This window comes from Streptomyces asiaticus (assembly GCF_018138715.1).
In the GTDB taxonomy this organism is placed as follows: Bacteria; Actinomycetota; Actinomycetes; order Streptomycetales; family Streptomycetaceae; genus Streptomyces; species Streptomyces asiaticus.
In genome coordinates this window covers 1468208-1485261 of record NZ_JAGSHX010000006.1, presented here as the reverse complement: position 1 = coordinate 1485261, position 17054 = coordinate 1468208, and the positions used below count along the sequence as shown (strand labels likewise).

Sequence of the window (17054 nt, the reverse complement as noted above, 5' to 3'; positions counted from 1 at the left end):
GAACAGTCGAGCGCGTGACCCTGGCATACGCCAACGATCAAAAACGCTCGATAAGCGTCAAGTTGTGCGTAGTCCATCGGGTCAGTACCAGAGCTTCCCAACACTCGATACGAGAGGTCGGGCCGCGGCGAGGGGTGGGTATCGCACATGGAGATCGTCGGGAGAGTCCCCTCCGAAGCGGGACACGCCCCGCCCGCGCCGCCGCCCCCGGTCGGCTACGAGGGGACCTGGCGGTTCACCGCACCGGCCCTGGACTCCTCCGTGCCACAGGCCCGGCACGCGGTGCGCGAGCTGCTGGCCCATCAGCGGGTGCCGGTGAACGACGAACTGGTGGAGAGTCTGCTTCTGATCGTCTCCGAGCTGGTCACCAACGCGGTACGGCATGCCGCGCTGCTCTCCCCCGAGATCGCCGTCGAGGTCTCCCTGAGCCGGGACTGGGTCCGGATCGCCGTCGAGGACAACCATCCCTACCGGCCCGTGGCGCTGATGGCGGACCAGGGCGGGACCGGTGGGCGGGGACTGCTGCTGGTGACGGCGATCACGGAGGAGGCGGGCGGGGTCTACGACGTGGACCACACGGCGAGCGGCGGCAAGGTGGTCTGGGCCGCCCTTCCGCTGCCCGGCGCGGCTACCAGCCTGCCGCCGTCCCGGTGAGCTCACGGACCGTCGGGCGGGCCGCGTCCAGCACGGTCATGAACCACGCCGAGAACGGCCCCTCGTCGCGCAGCTTCGCCAGCTCGTCGGGGGTGACGAAGGCGATCTCGCCGATCTCCTCGGGGTCCGGGCGCGGGGTCGCCCGCACCAGCCCCGCGAAGAGGTGGTTGTACTCCTGCTCCACCAGGCCGGAGGCCGGGTCCGGGTGGTTGTAGCGGACCGTGCCCGCCTCCCGCAGCAGCGCGGGTGCCGTGCCCAGCTCCTCGGCGGTGCGCCGGGCGGCGGCCACGAACGGCGGCTCACCGGGGTACGGGTGGCCGCAGCAGGTGTTGGACCAGACCCCGGGGGAGTGGTACTTGCCCAGCGCGCGGCGCTGGAGCAGCAGCCGCCCCTCGTCGTCGAAGAGGAAGACCGAAAACGCCCGGTGCAGCTTGCCGGGCGCGAGATGTGCGGAGAGCTTCTCCGCGGTGCCGATCGTCGTACCGTCCTCGTCGACCAGCTCGAGCATGATCGGCTCTGCGGAACCGCTCGGCGCGGCGGTCTCGGCGGAGCCGCCGTTGGCAGGTGTGATCGGCATGACCATCCTCATAGTTCCGACTCGTGAACGTCCAAGTCTGCCGCACATGTGCCCCACGTCCGTGTCAGTGGCACAGCTTGGCTTCGTGATCAGCATGCCCACCCGGTTCCGGCTGGAACGTGCGGTGTCCGACGTCGACGTGCTCCCCCAGACGTCCCTGAAGGGCGTGCGGTCCAGGAAGGCGCCCCGGACGTTCAGGCTGGTGCGCCGCCCGCCCCGGAGCAGGGCCGGCGACACCAGGTTCGCGGCCAGGCCGACGGCGCCGGGGCGGGGCCCGGTCAGCCGCGCCGGGCCTCGGGGTGGTGCAGGCACCAGCCCTCCCAGGCCGACTCCACCATCGCGCGCACATCGTGCCGGGCGCTCCAGCCCAGCTCCTTGGTGATCAGTTCGGTGGATCCGACGACCCGGGCCGGATCGCCCGCCCGGCGGGGCCCCACCACGGGGGTGAGCTCGGGTCGGCCGGTGATCTCGCCGATCAGATCGGACATCTCCCGCACCGAGACGCCCCGGCCGGTGCCGATGTTCACCGTGAGATCGCCCGGCTCCGGCTGCGCCGCCAGCCGACGGGCCACGGCCAGATGGGCGGAGGCCAGATCCTCGACATGGATGTAGTCGCGGACACAGGTGCCGTCGGGGGTGTCGTAGTCATCACCGAAGATCCGCGGCGGCTCTCCCTCGGTGATCCGCTCGAACATCATCGGGATGATGTTGAACACTCCGGTGTCGGCCAGATCGGGGCGCGTGGCACCCGCCACATTGAAGTAGCGCAGACAGGCCGTGGAGAGGGAGTGGGCCGCGCCCGCCGCTCTGACCAGCCACTCTCCGGCCAGCTTGGTCTCTCCATACGGATTGATCGGCAGGCACGGGGTGTCCTCGGTGACGAGTTCCACATCGGGCATGCCGTAGACGGCGGCGGAGGAGGAGAAGAGGAAGCGGCTGACACCGGCCGCGACCGCCGCCTCCAGCAGCACCGTGAGCCCGTGCACATTCTCCCGGTAGTAGCGGAGCGGCTGCTCCACGGACTCCCCGACCTGCTTCTTCGCCGCGAGATGCACCACACCGGTGACCCCCAGCTCGGCGAAGGTGCGGTCCAGCAGCCCACGGTCCAGGGTGGAGCCGCTCACCAGCGGTACGTCCTCGGGCAGCCGCGCCCGGACGCCGCTGGTCAGGTCGTCGAGCACGGCCACGGACTCGCCCGCCTCGGCCATGGCCCGCACGACATGCGACCCGATATATCCGGCACCACCTGTGATCAGCCATGTCATGCCCCGCACCCTATCCATGGCGGGGCGATCGCCGTTTGTGGAGGACAGCCGCCATCCACCATGATGATCGGCGGCGCGCGGAAGTGGTCGTTCCCCCGATCGTGTGGTGAATGTGCGGTGAACGGCGGCTTCCATCGATCCGATAGCCTCTGCCGGACGTGCCGCCGACCCCACGGGGCCAGGGCGTGCGATGCCCACGGCCCGGAGGGCCCCCAGGCCAGTGCCATCAGCGGCGCGGCCACCATGTCAGCTGCCAAGGAGTGAGTTCGTCTGTCGACCGCGATTCTCACCGGTGCGCCGGTCGCCGGCTCGTCCCTCGAGGACGACCTGCGGTCGCTGGGCTTCGCCGTGCGTACGGCGGCCGACGCCGCCGGGGTCACGGCGGAGCTCGCCGCCGTCCCGGCGCATGAGCGGGTGGCCCTCGTGGACCCCCGCTTCGTCGGCCATGTCCATACCCTGCGGCTGGCCCTCACCGACCCCCGCTTCCCCGCCGCCGCGGTGCGCGGTGCGCTCAGCGTTCAGGCGGAGGCCCGTACGGCCCTGGTCCGCGCGGTGACGGCTGCCGCCGCCACGGCGCGGCCCGCTGGAAACGGAGGCGGGGCGCCCACCGCCGCCCCCGCCCAGGCTCTCGGCTCCGCCGAGAGCCTGGAACGCGAGGCCGCGCCGACAGCGGTGCCCGCCGCCGTGCCCGACCGGGCGGGGGAGGCGCAGCCGCCCGTCGGCTCGGCCCCGGGCCCCGGCGCGGACACCAGGGACGGCCACACGGGCACGCCGGGAGCGGCCGCGGCGTCGAGCGCGGACGCCGCGCTGCGCGCGCCCGCCGCGGCACACGGGTCGGGCGAGTACGCCGGAAGCCGGAGCCGGACGCGGCCGTCCGGAGTCGCCACGGCCCTCGGCGCCGCCGACTCGCCCACCACCGCCGGTGCTGCCGGGCGGGCGACCCGCACCGATGCCGCCGGGACGGCCGCGCCGGAGCGCGCCGCCGACACAGGCGTGCGTGCAGGCCCCGCGGCACACACCGCCGACAGCTCCGCCACGCGGTCCCCCTCCGAGTCCCCCGCCGAGGTGGCGGCCATGGGCGCCACCAACGCGCCCGCCGCCGACTCGCCCACTGCCGCCGCGCCCGGCGAGGCCGCGCACGGGGCCGCGCCGGACCGCGCCGCCGCGGGCGTACACGCGGACGCCGTGGCTGCCGGGCCCGCCACGCGGGCCGGTGAGACGGTCGCCGCAGGGCACGCCGCCGACGGCCTCGCCGCACCGTCGCGGTCCGTGGCCCCCGCCGAGGTGGCGGCCATGCACGCCGCCGCCGACGCCCGCTCCCGCGTGGACGACCTCGCCGCCGCCCTCGACGCCGAAGGCGTCACCGTGCACCGGCCCGAGCTCGGGGTGCTCGTGGCCGCCGTGCCCGCGGACGCCGCCGCGCGGGCCGCGGCGCGGGACGCCGTGGACGCGGTGGACGACGAGCGGGTGCGGCTGCGGTCGGCCGTGAAGGCGCGGGACGGCTTCTTCACGACCTTCTGCATCAGCCCGTACTCCCGCTACATCGCCCGCTGGTGCGCCCGGCGCGGGTTGACCCCCAATCAGGTCACCACCGCCTCCCTCCTCACCGCGCTCATCGCCGCGGCCTGCGCCGCCACCGGCACCCGGCCCGGGTTCGTCTCGGCCGGTGTGCTGCTGATCGCCTCGTTCGTGCTCGACTGCACCGACGGGCAGTTGGCCCGCTACTCGCTCCAGTACTCCACGCTCGGCGCCTGGCTGGACGCCACGTTCGACCGCGCCAAGGAGTACGCCTACTACGCGGGCCTTGCGCTCGGCGCCGCCCGCGCCGACGGCGACGACGTCTGGGCGCTCGCGCTCGGCGCGATGGTGCTCCAGACCTGCCGTCATGTCGTGGACTTCGCCTTCAACGAGGCCAATCACGACGCCACCGGCAACACCAGCCCCACCGCCGCCCTCTCCGGCCGCCTCGACAGCGTCGGCTGGACGGTCTGGGTGCGCCGCATGATCGTGCTGCCGATCGGCGAGCGCTGGGCGATGATCGCGGTGCTGACGGCGCTCACCACCCCCCGTATCACCTTCTACGCACTGCTCATCGGCTGTGCGCTGGCCGCCTGCTACACCACCGCCGGCCGGGTGCTGCGCTCGCTGACCCGCCGGGCCGAGCGCACGGACCGGGCCGCCCGCGCCCTCGCCGAGCTGGCCGACTCCGGCCCGCTGGCCGAGCTGGTCGCCAAGGCCGCCCGCCGCGGGGCGAGTTCGTACCTCGCCCCGCTCGCGGCCGCCCTCGGCACGGCGGCCGTCCTGGCCGGCACCGCGGCCGCAGGTTTCGGCTCCTGGGTGCCCGTCGGCTGCGCCGTGCTCTACGCGGTCCTCTCGGGCGTCGCCGTCGCCGCGCCCCTCCAGGGCCCCCTCGACTGGCTGGTGCCGCCGCTCTTCCGCGCGGCCGAATACGGCACCATCCTGATCCTGGCGGCTTGCTCGGAGGTGAACGGCGCGTTGCCGGCGGCTTTCGGGCTCGTTGCGGCGGTCGCCTACCATCACTACGACACGGTGTACCGCATCCGTGGCGGCACGGGAGCGCCCCCGCACCGGCTGGTGCGGGCGATCGGCGGGCACGAGGGGCGGACGGTGGTGGTCACGGCCGCCGCTGCCCTGCCGCACCAGAACCAAGGTTTCACCATCGCGTTGACCGCTTTGGCGGCGGTCCTCGCGCTGGCGGTGCTCATCGAGAGCATCCGCTTCTGGGTGTCCTCAGGAGCACCCGCTGTACACGACGAATCAGGAGAACCCGCATGATCGGCCTCGTGCTCGCGGCCGGCGCCGGACGGCGTCTGCGCCCCTACACCGACACGCTTCCCAAGGCCCTGGTGCCCGTAGGACCCGAAGGGAAGGAAGGTGAGACCACCGTCCTCGACCTGACCCTCGGCAACTTCGCGGAGGTCGGTCTGACCGAGGTCGCCATCGTCGTCGGCTACCGCAAGGAGGCCGTGTACGAGCGCAAGGAGGCCCTGGAGCAGCGTTACGGCGTCAAGCTCACGCTGATCGACAACGACAAGGCCGAGGAGTGGAACAACGCCTACTCCCTCTGGTGTGCCCGTGACGCGATCCAGCACTCCGTGATCCTCGCCAACGGCGACACCGTGCACCCGGTCTCGGTCGAGAAGACCCTGCTGGCCGCGCGCGGCAACGGCCAGAAGATCATCCTCGCCCTGGACACGGTCAAGCAGCTCGCCGACGAGGAGATGAAGGTCGTCGCCGACCCCGACAAGGGCGTCCAGAAGATCACCAAGCTGATGGACCCGGCCGAGGCGACCGGTGAGTACATCGGTGTCACCCTCATCGAGGGCGAGGCCGCCGCGGAGCTCGCGGACGCGCTGAAGACCACCTTCGAGCGCGACCCCGACCTCTACTACGAGGACGGCTACCAGGAGCTGGTCAACCGCGGCTTCAAGGTCGACGTGGCACCCATCGGCGACATCAAGTGGGTCGAGATCGACAACCACGACGATCTGGCGAAGGGCCGTGAGATCGCGTGCCAGTACTGACGAGGCTCATCCCCTCGCCGCTCGTCGTCGACATCCGCGCGGGCGCCCTGGACGATCTCGCGGGGGTCCTCGCCGACCAGCGGATCTCCTCCTCCGGCAAGCTGGCCATCGCCATCAGCGGTGGCTCCGGCGCCCTGCTGCGCGAGCGGCTGGCGCCGGCGCTGCCGGGCGCGAGCTGGTACGAGGTCGACGGCGGCACCCTGGATGACGCGATCAAGCTCGCCGACCGGATGAAGTCGGGGCACTACGACGCGGTCGTGGGGCTGGGCGGCGGAAAGATCATCGACTGTGCGAAGTTCGCCGCGGCGCGCATCGGCCTTCCGCTGGTCGCCGTCGCCACCAACCTCTCGCACGACGGTCTGTGCTCCCCGGTCGCGACCCTCGACAACGACGCGGGCCGCGGCTCGTACGGGGTGCCCAACCCGATCGCCGTGGTCATCGACCTCGATGTGATCCGCGAGGCGCCGGTCCGCTTCGTCCGCTCCGGTATCGGCGACGCCCTGTCCAACATCTCCGCGGTCGCGGACTGGGAGCTGTCCAACCGGGAGACCGGCGAGCAGATCGACGGCCTCGCGGCCGCGATGGCGCGCCAGGCCGGTGAGGCCGTGCTGCGCCACCCCGGCGGGGTCGGCGACGACGGCTTCCTCCAGGTGCTGGCCGAGGGACTGGTGCTCACCGGCATCTCGATGTCGGTCGCGGGGGACTCCCGCCCGGCCTCCGGTGCCTGCCACGAGATCAACCACGCCTTCGACCTGCTCTTCCCCAAGCGCGCCGCCAGCCACGGCGAGCAGTGCGGCCTGGCCGCCGCCTTCGCGATGCGTCTGCGCGGGGCGCACGAGGAGTCGGAGCACATGGCCGAGGTGCTGCACCGGCACGGGCTGCCCGTGCTGCCCGAGGAGATCGGCTTCACCGCGGACGAGTTCGTCCAGGTCGTGGAGTTCGCTCCGAAGACGCGCCCCGGCCGCTACACGATCCTCGAGCACCTCGACCTCTCATCCGACGCGATCAGGGACGCATACGCCGACTATGCCAAAGCAGTCAGTCAAGCCATCAGTGGCTGAACTCCGCCCGGTCGTCCACCCCGCTGGGGTGAAGGACCGGCGGAGCGGTGAGCACTGGGCCGGGCGCCTCTACATGCGCGAGATCTCGCTGCGCATCGACCGGCACCTGGTGAACACGCGGGTCACGCCCAACCAGCTGACGTATCTGATGACCGTCTTCGGCGCCCTCGCGGCCCCGGCCCTGCTGGTGCCGGGGATCGCGGGCGCCGTGCTCGGGGTGCTGATGGTGCAGCTCTACCTGCTGCTGGACTGCGTCGACGGCGAGATAGCCCGCTGGAAGAAGCAGTTCTCGCTGGGCGGCGTCTATCTGGACCGGGTCGGCGCCTATCTGTGCGACGCCGCGGTGCTCGTCGGCTTCGGTCTGCGCGCCGCCGACCTGTGGGGCTCGGGGCGGATCGACTGGCTGTGGGCGTTCCTCGGCACCCTCGCCGCGCTCGGTGCCATCCTGATCAAGGCCGAGACCGACCTGGTCGGGGTCGCCCGGCACCAGGGCGGTCTGCCGCCGGTCAAGGAGGCGGCCGCCGAGCCGCGCTCGTCCGGTGTGGCGCTGGCCCGCAGGGCGGCCGCGGCGCTGAAGTTCCACCGGCTGGTCCTCGGCGTCGAGGCGTCGCTGCTCATCCTCGTGGTGGCGGTCGTGGACCAGGTGCGCGGCGATCTGTTCTTCACCCGGCTGGGCGTTGCCGTACTGGCCGGTATCGCCCTGCTGCAAACCCTGCTTCACCTCGTGTCCATCCTCGCGTCGAGCAGGCTCAAGTGAGCATGAGCGGCACGATGAAGCTCGGAGCGGTCGTCCTGACGATGGGCAATCGCCCCGAGGAGCTGCGCGCGCTCCTCGACTCGGTCGCCAAGCAGGACGGCGACCCGGTCGAGGTGGTCGTCGTGGGCAACGGCTCGCCGCTGCCCACGCTCCCCGAGGGCGTACGGACCATCGAGCTGCCCGAGAACGTGGGCATTCCGGCGGGCCGCAACGTGGGCATCGAGGCGTTCGGACCCGGCGGGTCGGACGTCGACGTGCTGCTGTTCCTCGACGACGACGGACTGCTGCCGGGCACCGACACCGCCGAGCTGTGCCGCCAGGCGTTCGCCGCCGACCCGAAGCTGGGCATCATCTCGTTCCGCATCGCCGACCCCGAGACCGGCGTCACCCAGCGTCGCCATGTGCCCCGGCTGCGCGCCTCCGACCCCCTGCGGTCCTCCCGGGTGACCACCTTCCTGGGCGGTGCCAACGCGGTCCGTACCACGGTGTTCCAGCAGGTCGGAGGGTTGCCGGACGACTTCTTCTACGCCCATGAGGAGACCGATCTGGCCTGGCGGGCGCTGGACGCCGGATGGATGATCGATTACCGGTCGGACATGGTGCTGCACCATCCGACCACCGCCCCGAGCAGGCACGCGGTCTACCACCGCATGGTGGCGCGCAACCGGGTCTGGCTGGCCCGGCGTAACCTTCCTGCGCTGCTCGTCCCCGTCTATCTGGGCGTCTGGCTGCTGCTCACGCTGGCCAGGCGTCCTTCGAAAACCGCACTTCGGGCCTGGTTCGGGGGGTTCCGGGAAGGCTGGAGGACACCATGTGGTCCACGCCACCCCATGAAGTGGCGTACGGTATGGCGCCTGACCCGACTGGGCCGACCTCCTGTCATCTGACAAGCTCGTATCGAAGAGCATCGGGCGCGACCCGGGGCGCGGCCCCGCTCAGCGCACCCTGAAGACGAAAGTGTCAACTGTGAGCGAGACTACGCACGACGGTGCGGTAGCCGTGAGTGGCCCGCCATCAGCCGACGAGGGACTGTCCCCGGCCGAGCTGGCGCGGAAGTACGAGCTGTCGGTGAGCGGCGCCCGGGTGGGCCTCGGCGAGTACATCCGCCAGATGTGGGGCCGGCGCCACTTCATCATCGCCTTCTCGTCGGCCAAGCTCACCGCCCAGTACAGCCAGGCCAAGCTGGGTCAGGTGTGGCAGGTGGCGACCCCGCTGCTCAACGCGGCGGTCTACTTCTTCATCTTCGGCATGCTGCTGAAGAGCAGCCGCGGCATGGCGAACGACATGTACATTCCGTTCCTGGTGACGGGTGTGTTCGTCTTCACCTTCACCCAGGCGTCCGCCATGGCGGGCGTTCGGGCGATCTCCGGGAACCTGGGGCTGGTGCGGGCCCTGCACTTCCCTCGCGCCTCGCTCCCCATCTCCTTCGCGCTCCAGCAGCTCCAGCAGCTGCTCTTCTCGATGATCGTGCTGGTCGTCGTGTTGCTGGGCTTCGGTCACTTCCCGTCCTTCGCCTGGCTGCTGATCGTTCCCACGCTGGCGCTCCAGTTCGTCTTCAACACCGGGCTTTCGCTGATCATGGCCCGGCTGGGGGCCAAGACCCCGGACCTCGCTCAGCTGCTGCCCTTCATCCTCCGTACGTGGATGTACGCGTCCGGCGTGATGTTCCCGCTGGCCCGTACGCTCGAACACGCGGGGGCGAGTAAGTGGATCTCGGACGCCATGCTCGGGAATCCGGCGGCGGTGTACATGGACCTGATGCGGTACGCCCTGATCGACGACTACACCGGGGCCAACCTGCCGCCGCATGTGTGGGCGCTGGCCCTGGGCTGGGCGGTGCTCTTCGGTGTCGGGGGATTCGTGTACTTCTGGAAGGCAGAGGAGCAGTACGGCCGTGGCTGAGCAGACCCTCGACAAAGGTGCCCAGGCGGAGCGGGCCGACCAGGCCGCTCGGGCGGCTTCCGCGCCGGCGCGGGTGCCCACCGTCATCGCCGACGACGTCCATATCGTCTACCGGGTCAACGGCGGCCCCAAGGGGAAGGGCAGTGCCACCGCCGCCCTCAGCCGCCTGCTGGGCCGCAAGAATGCGCCGGGCATGCGTGAGGTGCACGCGGTGCGCGGGGTCACCTTCGTGGCGTACAAGGGTGAGTCGATCGGTCTGATCGGGTCCAATGGGTCGGGGAAGTCGACCCTGCTGAAGGCGGTGGCGGGGCTGCTGCCCACCGAGCGCGGCAAGGTCTACACCCATGGTCAGCCGTCGCTGCTGGGGGTGAACGCGGCGCTGATGAACGACCTGACCGGTGAGCGGAATGTGATCCTGGGCGGTCTGGCGATGGGGATGTCGCGTGAGCAGGTCCGGGAGCGTTACCAGGGCATCGTGGACTTCTCGGGTATCAATGAGAAGGGTGATTTCATCACCCTGCCGATGCGTACGTACTCCTCGGGTATGGCGGCCCGGCTGCGGTTCTCCATCGCCGCGGCCAAGGACCACGATGTGCTGATGATCGACGAGGCGCTGGCCACGGGTGACAGGAAGTTCCAGAAGCGTTCCGAGGCCCGGATCCGGGAGCTCCGTCAGGAGGCCGGCACGGTCTTCCTCGTCAGCCACAACAACAAGTCCATCCGGGACACCTGTGACCGGGTGCTGTGGCTGGAGAAGGGCGAGTTGCTGATGGACGGCCCGACCGACGAGGTCGTCAAGGCGTACGAGAAGGAGACCGGCAAGTAGCCGCTCGGCGAACGTCGTCCCATAAACCATCAGGCCCCGCCGGGCAACCCGGCGGGGCCTTGTTGGCCACAAGCGGACCATGTGCCCCGGATGGGAATGGGTGTGCATCCGTGGCACGTTGGGCAGGGCGACGGGGGAATCTGCACGGGGGGCTGACGGGGTGGCCAGTAGCGGTGCCGTGGGCGGAAGCGGTCATGCCGAGAGGGTGTTCCGCGTGCAGCGGGCCTTCACCCAGCTCGAGGGGCGGGCCCATGGGCCCGGGGCGCTGGCCAGAGCGGCGGATCTGGACGACTCGACCGTCTACCGGATCCTTCAGTCCGGGGTGCACCAGGGCATCTTCGTCCGCGAGGGCCGGGGTCTCTACCGGCTGGGCTCGGCGGCCCCGCAGCTCGGTCTCAAGGCCCTGGCCCACTCGCCCGCGCCGGAGGCCGCCCACGCCCTCCTCGAGGCGCTGCGCCGGGCCACCGGGGGGCTGGCCTTCCTCTATCTGCTGGCGCCCTTCGGCGGCGCGCACCGGCAGTGCGTCGACATGGCCGTCGGCGACTCCGATCTGACGGAGCTCGGGATGACGCCGCGCGCGGTGCAGACCGTCGAGCACTCGCTGCGGGTGGGGGCCGCGGGGCGGGCCATCCTGGCGTATCTGCCGGAGACCATCCAGTCGGAGGTGCTGGACCGGCCGGTGCCCACCGAGGCCGGTCCCGGCGCCTACCAGGACGATGTGCGGCTGCTGGCCTCGCTGGCCCGGATCAGGGCGCGCGGGTACGCCCTGGGGCACGAGGAGTGCGCGGCGGGGTGGAACGAGTGCGCGGCGCCGGTCACCTGGGACGGGCTGGTGATGGGCTCGGTGCTGGTGATGAAGCCCAAGCAGGTCATGACGCGGTGTCCGGTGACCGTCATCGAGGCGGTCGAGCGGACGGCGTCCGCGCTGGCCGACCTGGGGCGGGGCCGTCCCGCCGGTCCGGATGGCGACGATTCGAGAACGAAGTAAATTTACGGTAACAGGAGTAAACGCGAAGCGCATTTCCCGCGCTTCACCAGCCCTTTCTCGCGAGGCGAGAAAGGGTCGGAAATCCTTGACTCGTACGGGCGTGCGGCCGCAATAATCAAGAGGGCAATCAAGTCTGATTCTTGCATGATCGGCGGCTCGAAGAGCCGCCTAACTAGGGGGAAATGTCACCGTGTCCGACAGGGGCGGTCTCACCGTCGTGCCCGATATTCCCGTGCCCAACTGGGCGCGGGAGCTGGAACGTGTGCCGCTGTTATCAGCCAGGGAGGGCCAGACGTTTGCACTGCTCGGCGCGGGCTGGTCCAACCGCCGTATCGCGCTGCGGCTGCAAGTGACCGAGCGCACGGTGAAGGCGCATGTGGCGTCAATACTCGCGAAACTGCAGGTCGAATCGCGACTACAGGCCGGTCTGGTCGCGCTCAGCTACCGCCACCTGTACCAAAGTACAGTTCCGGGGAGAGGCGTGGCCGGTTAGCGTTGCCGCCGTCTGCCCGTTTATCCGTCGGCCGGATAACGACGTGAACCAACCTGTCGCACAGCAATCGCGCCGTCATAGGAAAGGTATTCATGACTGACCGTTCCGGCCCGAGCGGAATGAACCCCGTGTGGACGCTGGTGGTGTCCGGACTCACCGTCTTCATGGCCGCCTTGGACAACCTCGTCGTCATCACCGCGCTGCCCGCCATCCAGAAGGACCTGGGCACCAGCCTCCAGGACCTGGAGTGGACGGTGAACGGCTACACCCTCACCTTCTCGGTCTTCCTGATGGCCGGCGCGGCCGCCGGTGACCGGTTCGGCCGCCGCCGGGTGTTCCTGGCCGGCCTCGTCGTCTTCACCGGGGCCTCCGCCGCCGCGGCGCTGTCCGACAGCGCGGACGCCCTGATCGCCGCCCGGGCCGTACAGGGGCTCGGGGCGGCCGTGGTGATGCCGCTGACGCTGACCCTGCTGACGGTGGCCGTCCCCGAGCGCAGGCGCGGTGTCGCGCTGGGCGTCTGGGGGGCCCTCAGCGGGCTCGCGGTCGCGCTCGGCCCGCTGATCGGCGGGGCCGTGGTGGAGAAGATCTCCTGGGAGTGGATCTTCTGGGTCAATGTGCCGATCGGCGTGGTGGTGCTGGTGCTCGGCCTGTGGAAGCTGGTCGAGTCCACCCGCCCGGACACCTCGCTGGACCCGGTGGGCACGGTCCTGGTCAGCCTCGGGGTGTTCGGCGTGGTCTACGCGCTGGTGTCCACCACCGAACACGGCTGGACCAGCGGCCGGGTGCTCGGCTTCCTGGCCGGCGGCCTGGTGGTGCTCGCGCTCTTCGTCGGCTGGGAGCTGCGCACGGCCGAACCGATGCTGCCGATGCGGCTGTTCCGCAACCGGGCGTTCAGCGCGGTCAACGCGGCCAGCCTGCTGATGTTCGCGGCCATGTTCGGACTGGTCTTCCTGCTCACCCAGTTCATGCAGAACATCCAGGGCTTCTCGCCGCTGGAGGCGGGCGTGAAGATGCTGCCGTGGACGGCGATGCCGGTCGTCGTCGCCCCGCTGGCGGCGCTGCTGACCGCCCGGCTCGGCAACCGTCTGGTGGTCGCCGCGGGCCTGCTGTTCGAAGCCGCGGGTCTCGGCTGGCTGGCGTCCGTGGTGAGCGCGGACACCGCCTACGCCGACCAGGTGCCCGGTCTGGTGCTCGGCGGAATCGGCCTGGGGCTGTTCTTCTCGCCCGTCGCGGAAATGGCGATGAACGTCGTCGCGCCCCGCGACCAGGGAATCGCCTCGGGCGCCAACAACACCTTCCGGGAGCTCGGCGGCGCACTCGGCGTCGCGGTGCTCACCTCCGTATTCACCACGCTGGGCGGATACGGCTCGCCGCAGGAATTCGTGGACGGGCTGCGGCCCGCCGCCTGGATCGGCGCCGGAATCGCCGCCGCCGGCTGTCTGGCCATTCTCATGGCACCGCGCGGCCGCACCGCGCCGGCCGAAACGAAGGTGATTTCTTCGGGGGCCGTCGAGGATTCATATCAGGGAAACCTGCCGAGTCGATCGCGCAACTAAATTCGAGAGAGCGAAGTCAGAGCGAACAAGAAGATCCACCGGCCCCCGGATCCCGGGTGACCGTTGGGTATGGGGGACGCTATGTACGACGTCATTGTGGTAGGAGCACGCATCAGCGGGTCATCGACCGCGATGCTCCTGGCGAGAGCGGGGTACCGGGTCCTCCTCCTCGACCGGGCGAAATTCCCCGGCGGTAAGGGGGCCGCCACCAATCTGGTCCACCCTCCGGGAATTCTCCGGCTGAAGCGCTGGGGGCTGCTGGACGAGGTGGCGGCCACCGGCTGCCCGCCCATTCACTCCTACGGTCTGCAGAGCGGTCCCGTCCAGCTGATGGCCAAGCTGCCCGCCGTGGAGGGCGTGGCCGAGGCGTACTCCCCGGAGCGCCGCAAGCTGGACGAGATCCTGCTGGAGGCCGCCGTCAAGGCCGGGGCCGAACTGCGGGAACAGGTCGCCGTGCGGGAGCTGCTGACGGACGCCCAGGGCACCGTCATCGGCGTCCGGGCCGAGACCGGGGACCGCACCCCCATCGTCGAGCACGCCCGGCTGGTCGTGGGCGCCGACGGCTCGAACTCCACCGTCGCCCGGCTGGTGGGGGCCGAGAAGTACGACTCCCATCCGGTGCTCAACAAGAGCCACTGGTCGTACTGGGCCGATCTGCCGCACGACGGCAAGGTGCGCACCTACCGCCACCGCCATCAGCACGCCTTCACCTGGCCCACCCACGACGGCCTGACCATCGTCGGACTCGCCCTGCCGGTCAAGGACTTCAAGGCGTCCGCCGACGGGGAGCGCGACGCCACGGTCGTCTCCGCCTTCGAGGAGGTCGACCCGGAGTTCGCGGCGCGGCTGCGGGACACCCGGCGCGTCGACAAGTGGATGACCGGCGCGGTCCCCAACTTCCTGCGCCACTGTCACGGCCCCGGCTGGGCCCTGGTCGGCGACGCGGGCTACACCCGCGACCCCATCACCGCCGCCGGTATCACCGACTCGCTGCGCGGCGCCGAACTGCTGGTGGAGGCCGTGGAGCCGGCCCTGGCCGGGGACCGCGACCTCGCCCCCGCCCTCGCCGGCTACGCCCGGCGCCGTGACGCCCTGGTGAGCGGCCACTTCCAGTACACCCGCGACCACGCCGCGATCGCCGACTACAACCGCGAGGAGCTGGAGTTCATCCGGGCGATGGCCCGCAGCCCGCACCACGGCAGCGGCATGGTCGGGATGTTCGCCACCATCGTCCCGCCCGCCGAGTTCTACTCCCCGGCCAATATCCACGCCCTCTTCGACCACATCCCGCCGGGCTCCGAACCGGGCTGGAAGATCCGGATGGTGCGCTGGCTCGTCCGCGGCGCCCCCCGGCATCTGCCCCCGGCGACCCGGCTCGCCGACCGACTGATCGCCGCCAACCTCGGGAGCATGGGCACCTTCCTGCTCGACTCCCCGGTCGCCCGCGTGGCTTAGGGGGTGTCCGACGGATCGCGTACGCCTGCGGCGGCGCCCCTTCCCTCAACTGGGGCTCCGCCCCAGACCCCGCTCCTCAAGCGCCGGAGGGGCTGATTTCAGCCCGTCCAGGGGGCACCTCCCAGCGGTAGCTGGGGGAGATTGAGGACACGCCCGAAGGGCGTCCGGGCCCAGGGGCGAAGCCCCTGTAACGGGAAGGGGCGGGTTGGGGAGCAGCCCGCCGGACGCCCCGTAGCCGGGCCCCCTCGCGTCACGCCCACCCCGCACGCCCGCACCTCACAACGGCCTTCGGCCGCCCACAGCGCCGCGTCACCCGCGCGGGTGACGCACCCCACCCACCGTCACCACCACAGCCATGGAGGCATCGGCATGTCCAGCAATCCGTCCCCCGGCGTCACGACGGCGTTCCTCTTCCCCGGACAGGGCGGCTTCGACGGCGAGGCGCTCCGCCGCGCCAAGGAGCGCCACCCCCAGATCGGCCGGGTCTTCGAGCGGCTCGACACCGTGACCGAGGAGCTCTACGGCAGCCGCATCTCCGAGGTGCTCTTCGGCGAGCGCAAGGCGGATCTGCGCGATCTGCTCGACAACGACCCCTGGGCCTCCCAGGTCGCCATCTACGGCGCAGGTCTGGCCGCCTACGAGATCCTCGCCGCCCAGGGCGTCGCCCCGGACGTGCTGGCCGGGCACAGCCTCGGCGAGATCACCGCCCTGGTGGCGGCCGGGGCCTTCTCGGTCGAGGACGGGGTCCGGATCGTCGCCCAGCGCGTCGCCGTGATCGAGCGGCAGGGCGGGGTCGACGGCCGCATGGTGGCCCTGGCCGCGAGCGCCGAGCGCACCCGCAAGCTGCTGGACCTGGTGGACGAGCCGCTGCTGGCCGTCGCCACCGAGAACCACGACGAGCAGACCGTGGTCAGCGGCCCCGCCGGAATCCTGGACCGCGTGGTGGCGATCGCCGGGCAGCTGGACGTGGGCGCCATCGAGATCGACACCCCCTTCCCCTTCCACACCCCGGCGCTCGCCCCCGCCGCCCCCGAGTTCGCCGCGTACGTGAGGAAGCTGGACCAGCGTCCGCTGAACCGCCCGGTCTACTCGCCGATCCTCCAGCGCTACTACGAGCCGGGCGACGACCTCGCCGAGCTGCTGGCCGAGCACTTCACCCGGCCGGTGCGGTTCGCCGCGGCCGTACGGCACCTGCGGGAGACCGGTGCCGAGGTGTTCGTGGAGGCGGGCGGGCGCGCCGCGCTCTCCAAGCTGGTCGCCAAGGTGACCGACGGCTCCGCGGTGCGGTCGCTGCCCACGCTGGCCGTGACCGGCGGGCGGCTCGCGCTCGACGGCACCCTCGACGCGCTGCGCGAGGCCGGTCTGGCGGCGCCGGAGCGCGGCGGGCTCGCCGAGCTGCTGGCCCCCTCGGTGCCCGCGGACGTCTTCGCGGCGTACTGGAGCGAACGCGGCCATATGGTGCTCGAGCTGGTCCGCACCGAACTGGACGCCTTCCGCAAGTCGACCGAGGGTGGCGGTGCCGAGCCCGGGCCGGAGCCCGCGGCGGCCGTCGAGCCTGAGCCCGCCGCCGAGGCTGCTCCCGCTCCCGCTCCCGTTCCCGCGCCGGAGACCCCGGCGGCCCCGGCGGCCCCCGCGTCCGGTTCGCGGCCCGAGGGGTACGGCCGCGACCAGCTCTTCGGGGAGCTGCGGACCCTCTACGCCGAGGCGCTCGAATACCCCGAGGACGTCTTCGAGGACGAGGTGCAGCTTGAGGCCGAGCTGGGCGTCGACTCCGTCAAGCAGGTCGAACTTCTGTCCAGGGTCTCCAGTCGCTACGGGCTGCCGCCGCGCGAGTCCGGCTTCCGGCTGGCCACCTACAACACCATGGGCAAGATCACCGACTTTGTGCTCCAGCAGCTCAACGACCACGGGGCCCACACACCGGCCTCCGCCACGGGCTGAAGCGCCCACCCCTCGTCGCCGCAGTCGCAGAAGG

Annotated in this window: 15 protein-coding genes; 13 read left to right on the top strand and 2 right to left on the bottom strand. The window is 71.2% G+C overall.

From position 1 onward, the window contains the following. The first annotated feature begins 147 nt into the window (after nucleotides 1-147). On the top strand, nucleotides 148-654 hold the full coding sequence (locus KHP12_RS13980; protein WP_086882554.1) for an ATP-binding protein: 507 nt from the start codon (nucleotides 148-150) through the stop codon (nucleotides 652-654). Here the strand turns inward: KHP12_RS13980 and idi are convergent. Continuing rightward, nucleotides 629-1231: an isopentenyl-diphosphate Delta-isomerase gene (idi, locus tag KHP12_RS13975; RefSeq protein ID WP_086882553.1), complete on the bottom strand. Its 603-nt coding sequence runs from the start codon at nucleotides 1229-1231 to the stop codon at nucleotides 629-631. The two genes, KHP12_RS13980 and idi, sit on opposite strands and share 26 nt — an antisense overlap. 278 nt (nucleotides 1232-1509) lie before the next feature. Next, a complete protein-coding gene (gene galE, locus KHP12_RS13970; protein WP_086882551.1) occupies nucleotides 1510-2496 on the bottom strand; it encodes a UDP-glucose 4-epimerase GalE in 987 nt (328 codons plus the stop codon). Nucleotides 2497-2844: 348 nt separating this feature from the next. Between galE and KHP12_RS13960 the strand changes: the two genes are divergently transcribed. The 12 genes from KHP12_RS13960 (at nucleotide 2845) to KHP12_RS13905 (ending at nucleotide 17020) form a co-directional block, all read left to right on the top strand. Continuing rightward, complete coding sequence (locus KHP12_RS13960) at nucleotides 2845-5292, top strand: DUF5941 domain-containing protein (protein ID WP_308016774.1); 2448 nt, start codon at nucleotides 2845-2847, stop codon at nucleotides 5290-5292. Next, on the top strand, nucleotides 5289-6041 hold the full coding sequence (locus KHP12_RS13955; RefSeq protein WP_037962238.1) for a phosphocholine cytidylyltransferase family protein: 753 nt from the start codon (nucleotides 5289-5291) through the stop codon (nucleotides 6039-6041). The genes KHP12_RS13960 and KHP12_RS13955 overlap by 4 nt, the downstream gene beginning before the upstream one ends. Beyond that, a complete protein-coding gene (locus KHP12_RS13950) occupies nucleotides 6029-7102 on the top strand; it encodes an iron-containing alcohol dehydrogenase family protein (protein WP_037962237.1) in 1074 nt (357 codons plus the stop codon). Before KHP12_RS13955 ends, KHP12_RS13950 begins: the two co-directional genes overlap by 13 nt. Next, nucleotides 7068-7859: a CDP-alcohol phosphatidyltransferase family protein gene (locus KHP12_RS13945; RefSeq protein ID WP_078559614.1), complete on the top strand. Its 792-nt coding sequence runs from the start codon at nucleotides 7068-7070 to the stop codon at nucleotides 7857-7859. Before KHP12_RS13950 ends, KHP12_RS13945 begins: the two co-directional genes overlap by 35 nt. A gap of 14 nt (nucleotides 7860-7873) precedes the next feature. Beyond that, on the top strand, nucleotides 7874-8746 hold the full coding sequence (locus KHP12_RS13940) for a glycosyltransferase family 2 protein (protein ID WP_086882568.1): 873 nt from the start codon (nucleotides 7874-7876) through the stop codon (nucleotides 8744-8746). 79 nt (nucleotides 8747-8825) lie between these two features. Continuing rightward, on the top strand, nucleotides 8826-9761 hold the full coding sequence (locus KHP12_RS13935) for an ABC transporter permease (protein WP_211833004.1): 936 nt from the start codon (nucleotides 8826-8828) through the stop codon (nucleotides 9759-9761). After that, entirely contained in the window at nucleotides 9754-10587 is an 834-nt protein-coding gene (locus KHP12_RS13930) for an ABC transporter ATP-binding protein (protein WP_372455193.1), read from the top strand. The genes KHP12_RS13935 and KHP12_RS13930 overlap by 8 nt, the downstream gene beginning before the upstream one ends. Nucleotides 10588-10801: 214 nt before the next feature. After that, nucleotides 10802-11575 carry an IclR family transcriptional regulator gene (locus KHP12_RS13925; RefSeq protein WP_244203164.1) on the top strand — a complete coding sequence of 258 codons (774 nt, stop codon included), beginning with the start codon at nucleotides 10802-10804 and terminating at the stop codon, nucleotides 11573-11575. A 190-nt stretch (nucleotides 11576-11765) separates the two neighbouring features. After that, the gene (locus KHP12_RS51000) at nucleotides 11766-12068 is read left to right on the top strand and encodes a response regulator transcription factor (protein ID WP_051573984.1); all 303 of its coding nucleotides are present in this window, start codon (nucleotides 11766-11768) and stop codon (nucleotides 12066-12068) included. Between the two features lie 92 nt (nucleotides 12069-12160). Beyond that, complete coding sequence (locus tag KHP12_RS13915; RefSeq protein WP_086884215.1) at nucleotides 12161-13624, top strand: MFS transporter; 1464 nt, start codon at nucleotides 12161-12163, stop codon at nucleotides 13622-13624. Between the two features lie 69 nt (nucleotides 13625-13693). Then, a complete protein-coding gene (locus KHP12_RS13910; protein WP_078559720.1) occupies nucleotides 13694-15079 on the top strand; it encodes an NAD(P)/FAD-dependent oxidoreductase in 1386 nt (461 codons plus the stop codon). A gap of 369 nt (nucleotides 15080-15448) precedes the next feature. Then, the gene (locus tag KHP12_RS13905) at nucleotides 15449-17020 is read left to right on the top strand and encodes an acyltransferase domain-containing protein (RefSeq protein WP_210610155.1); all 1572 of its coding nucleotides are present in this window, start codon (nucleotides 15449-15451) and stop codon (nucleotides 17018-17020) included. The last annotated feature ends 34 nt before the right edge of the window (nucleotides 17021-17054 follow it).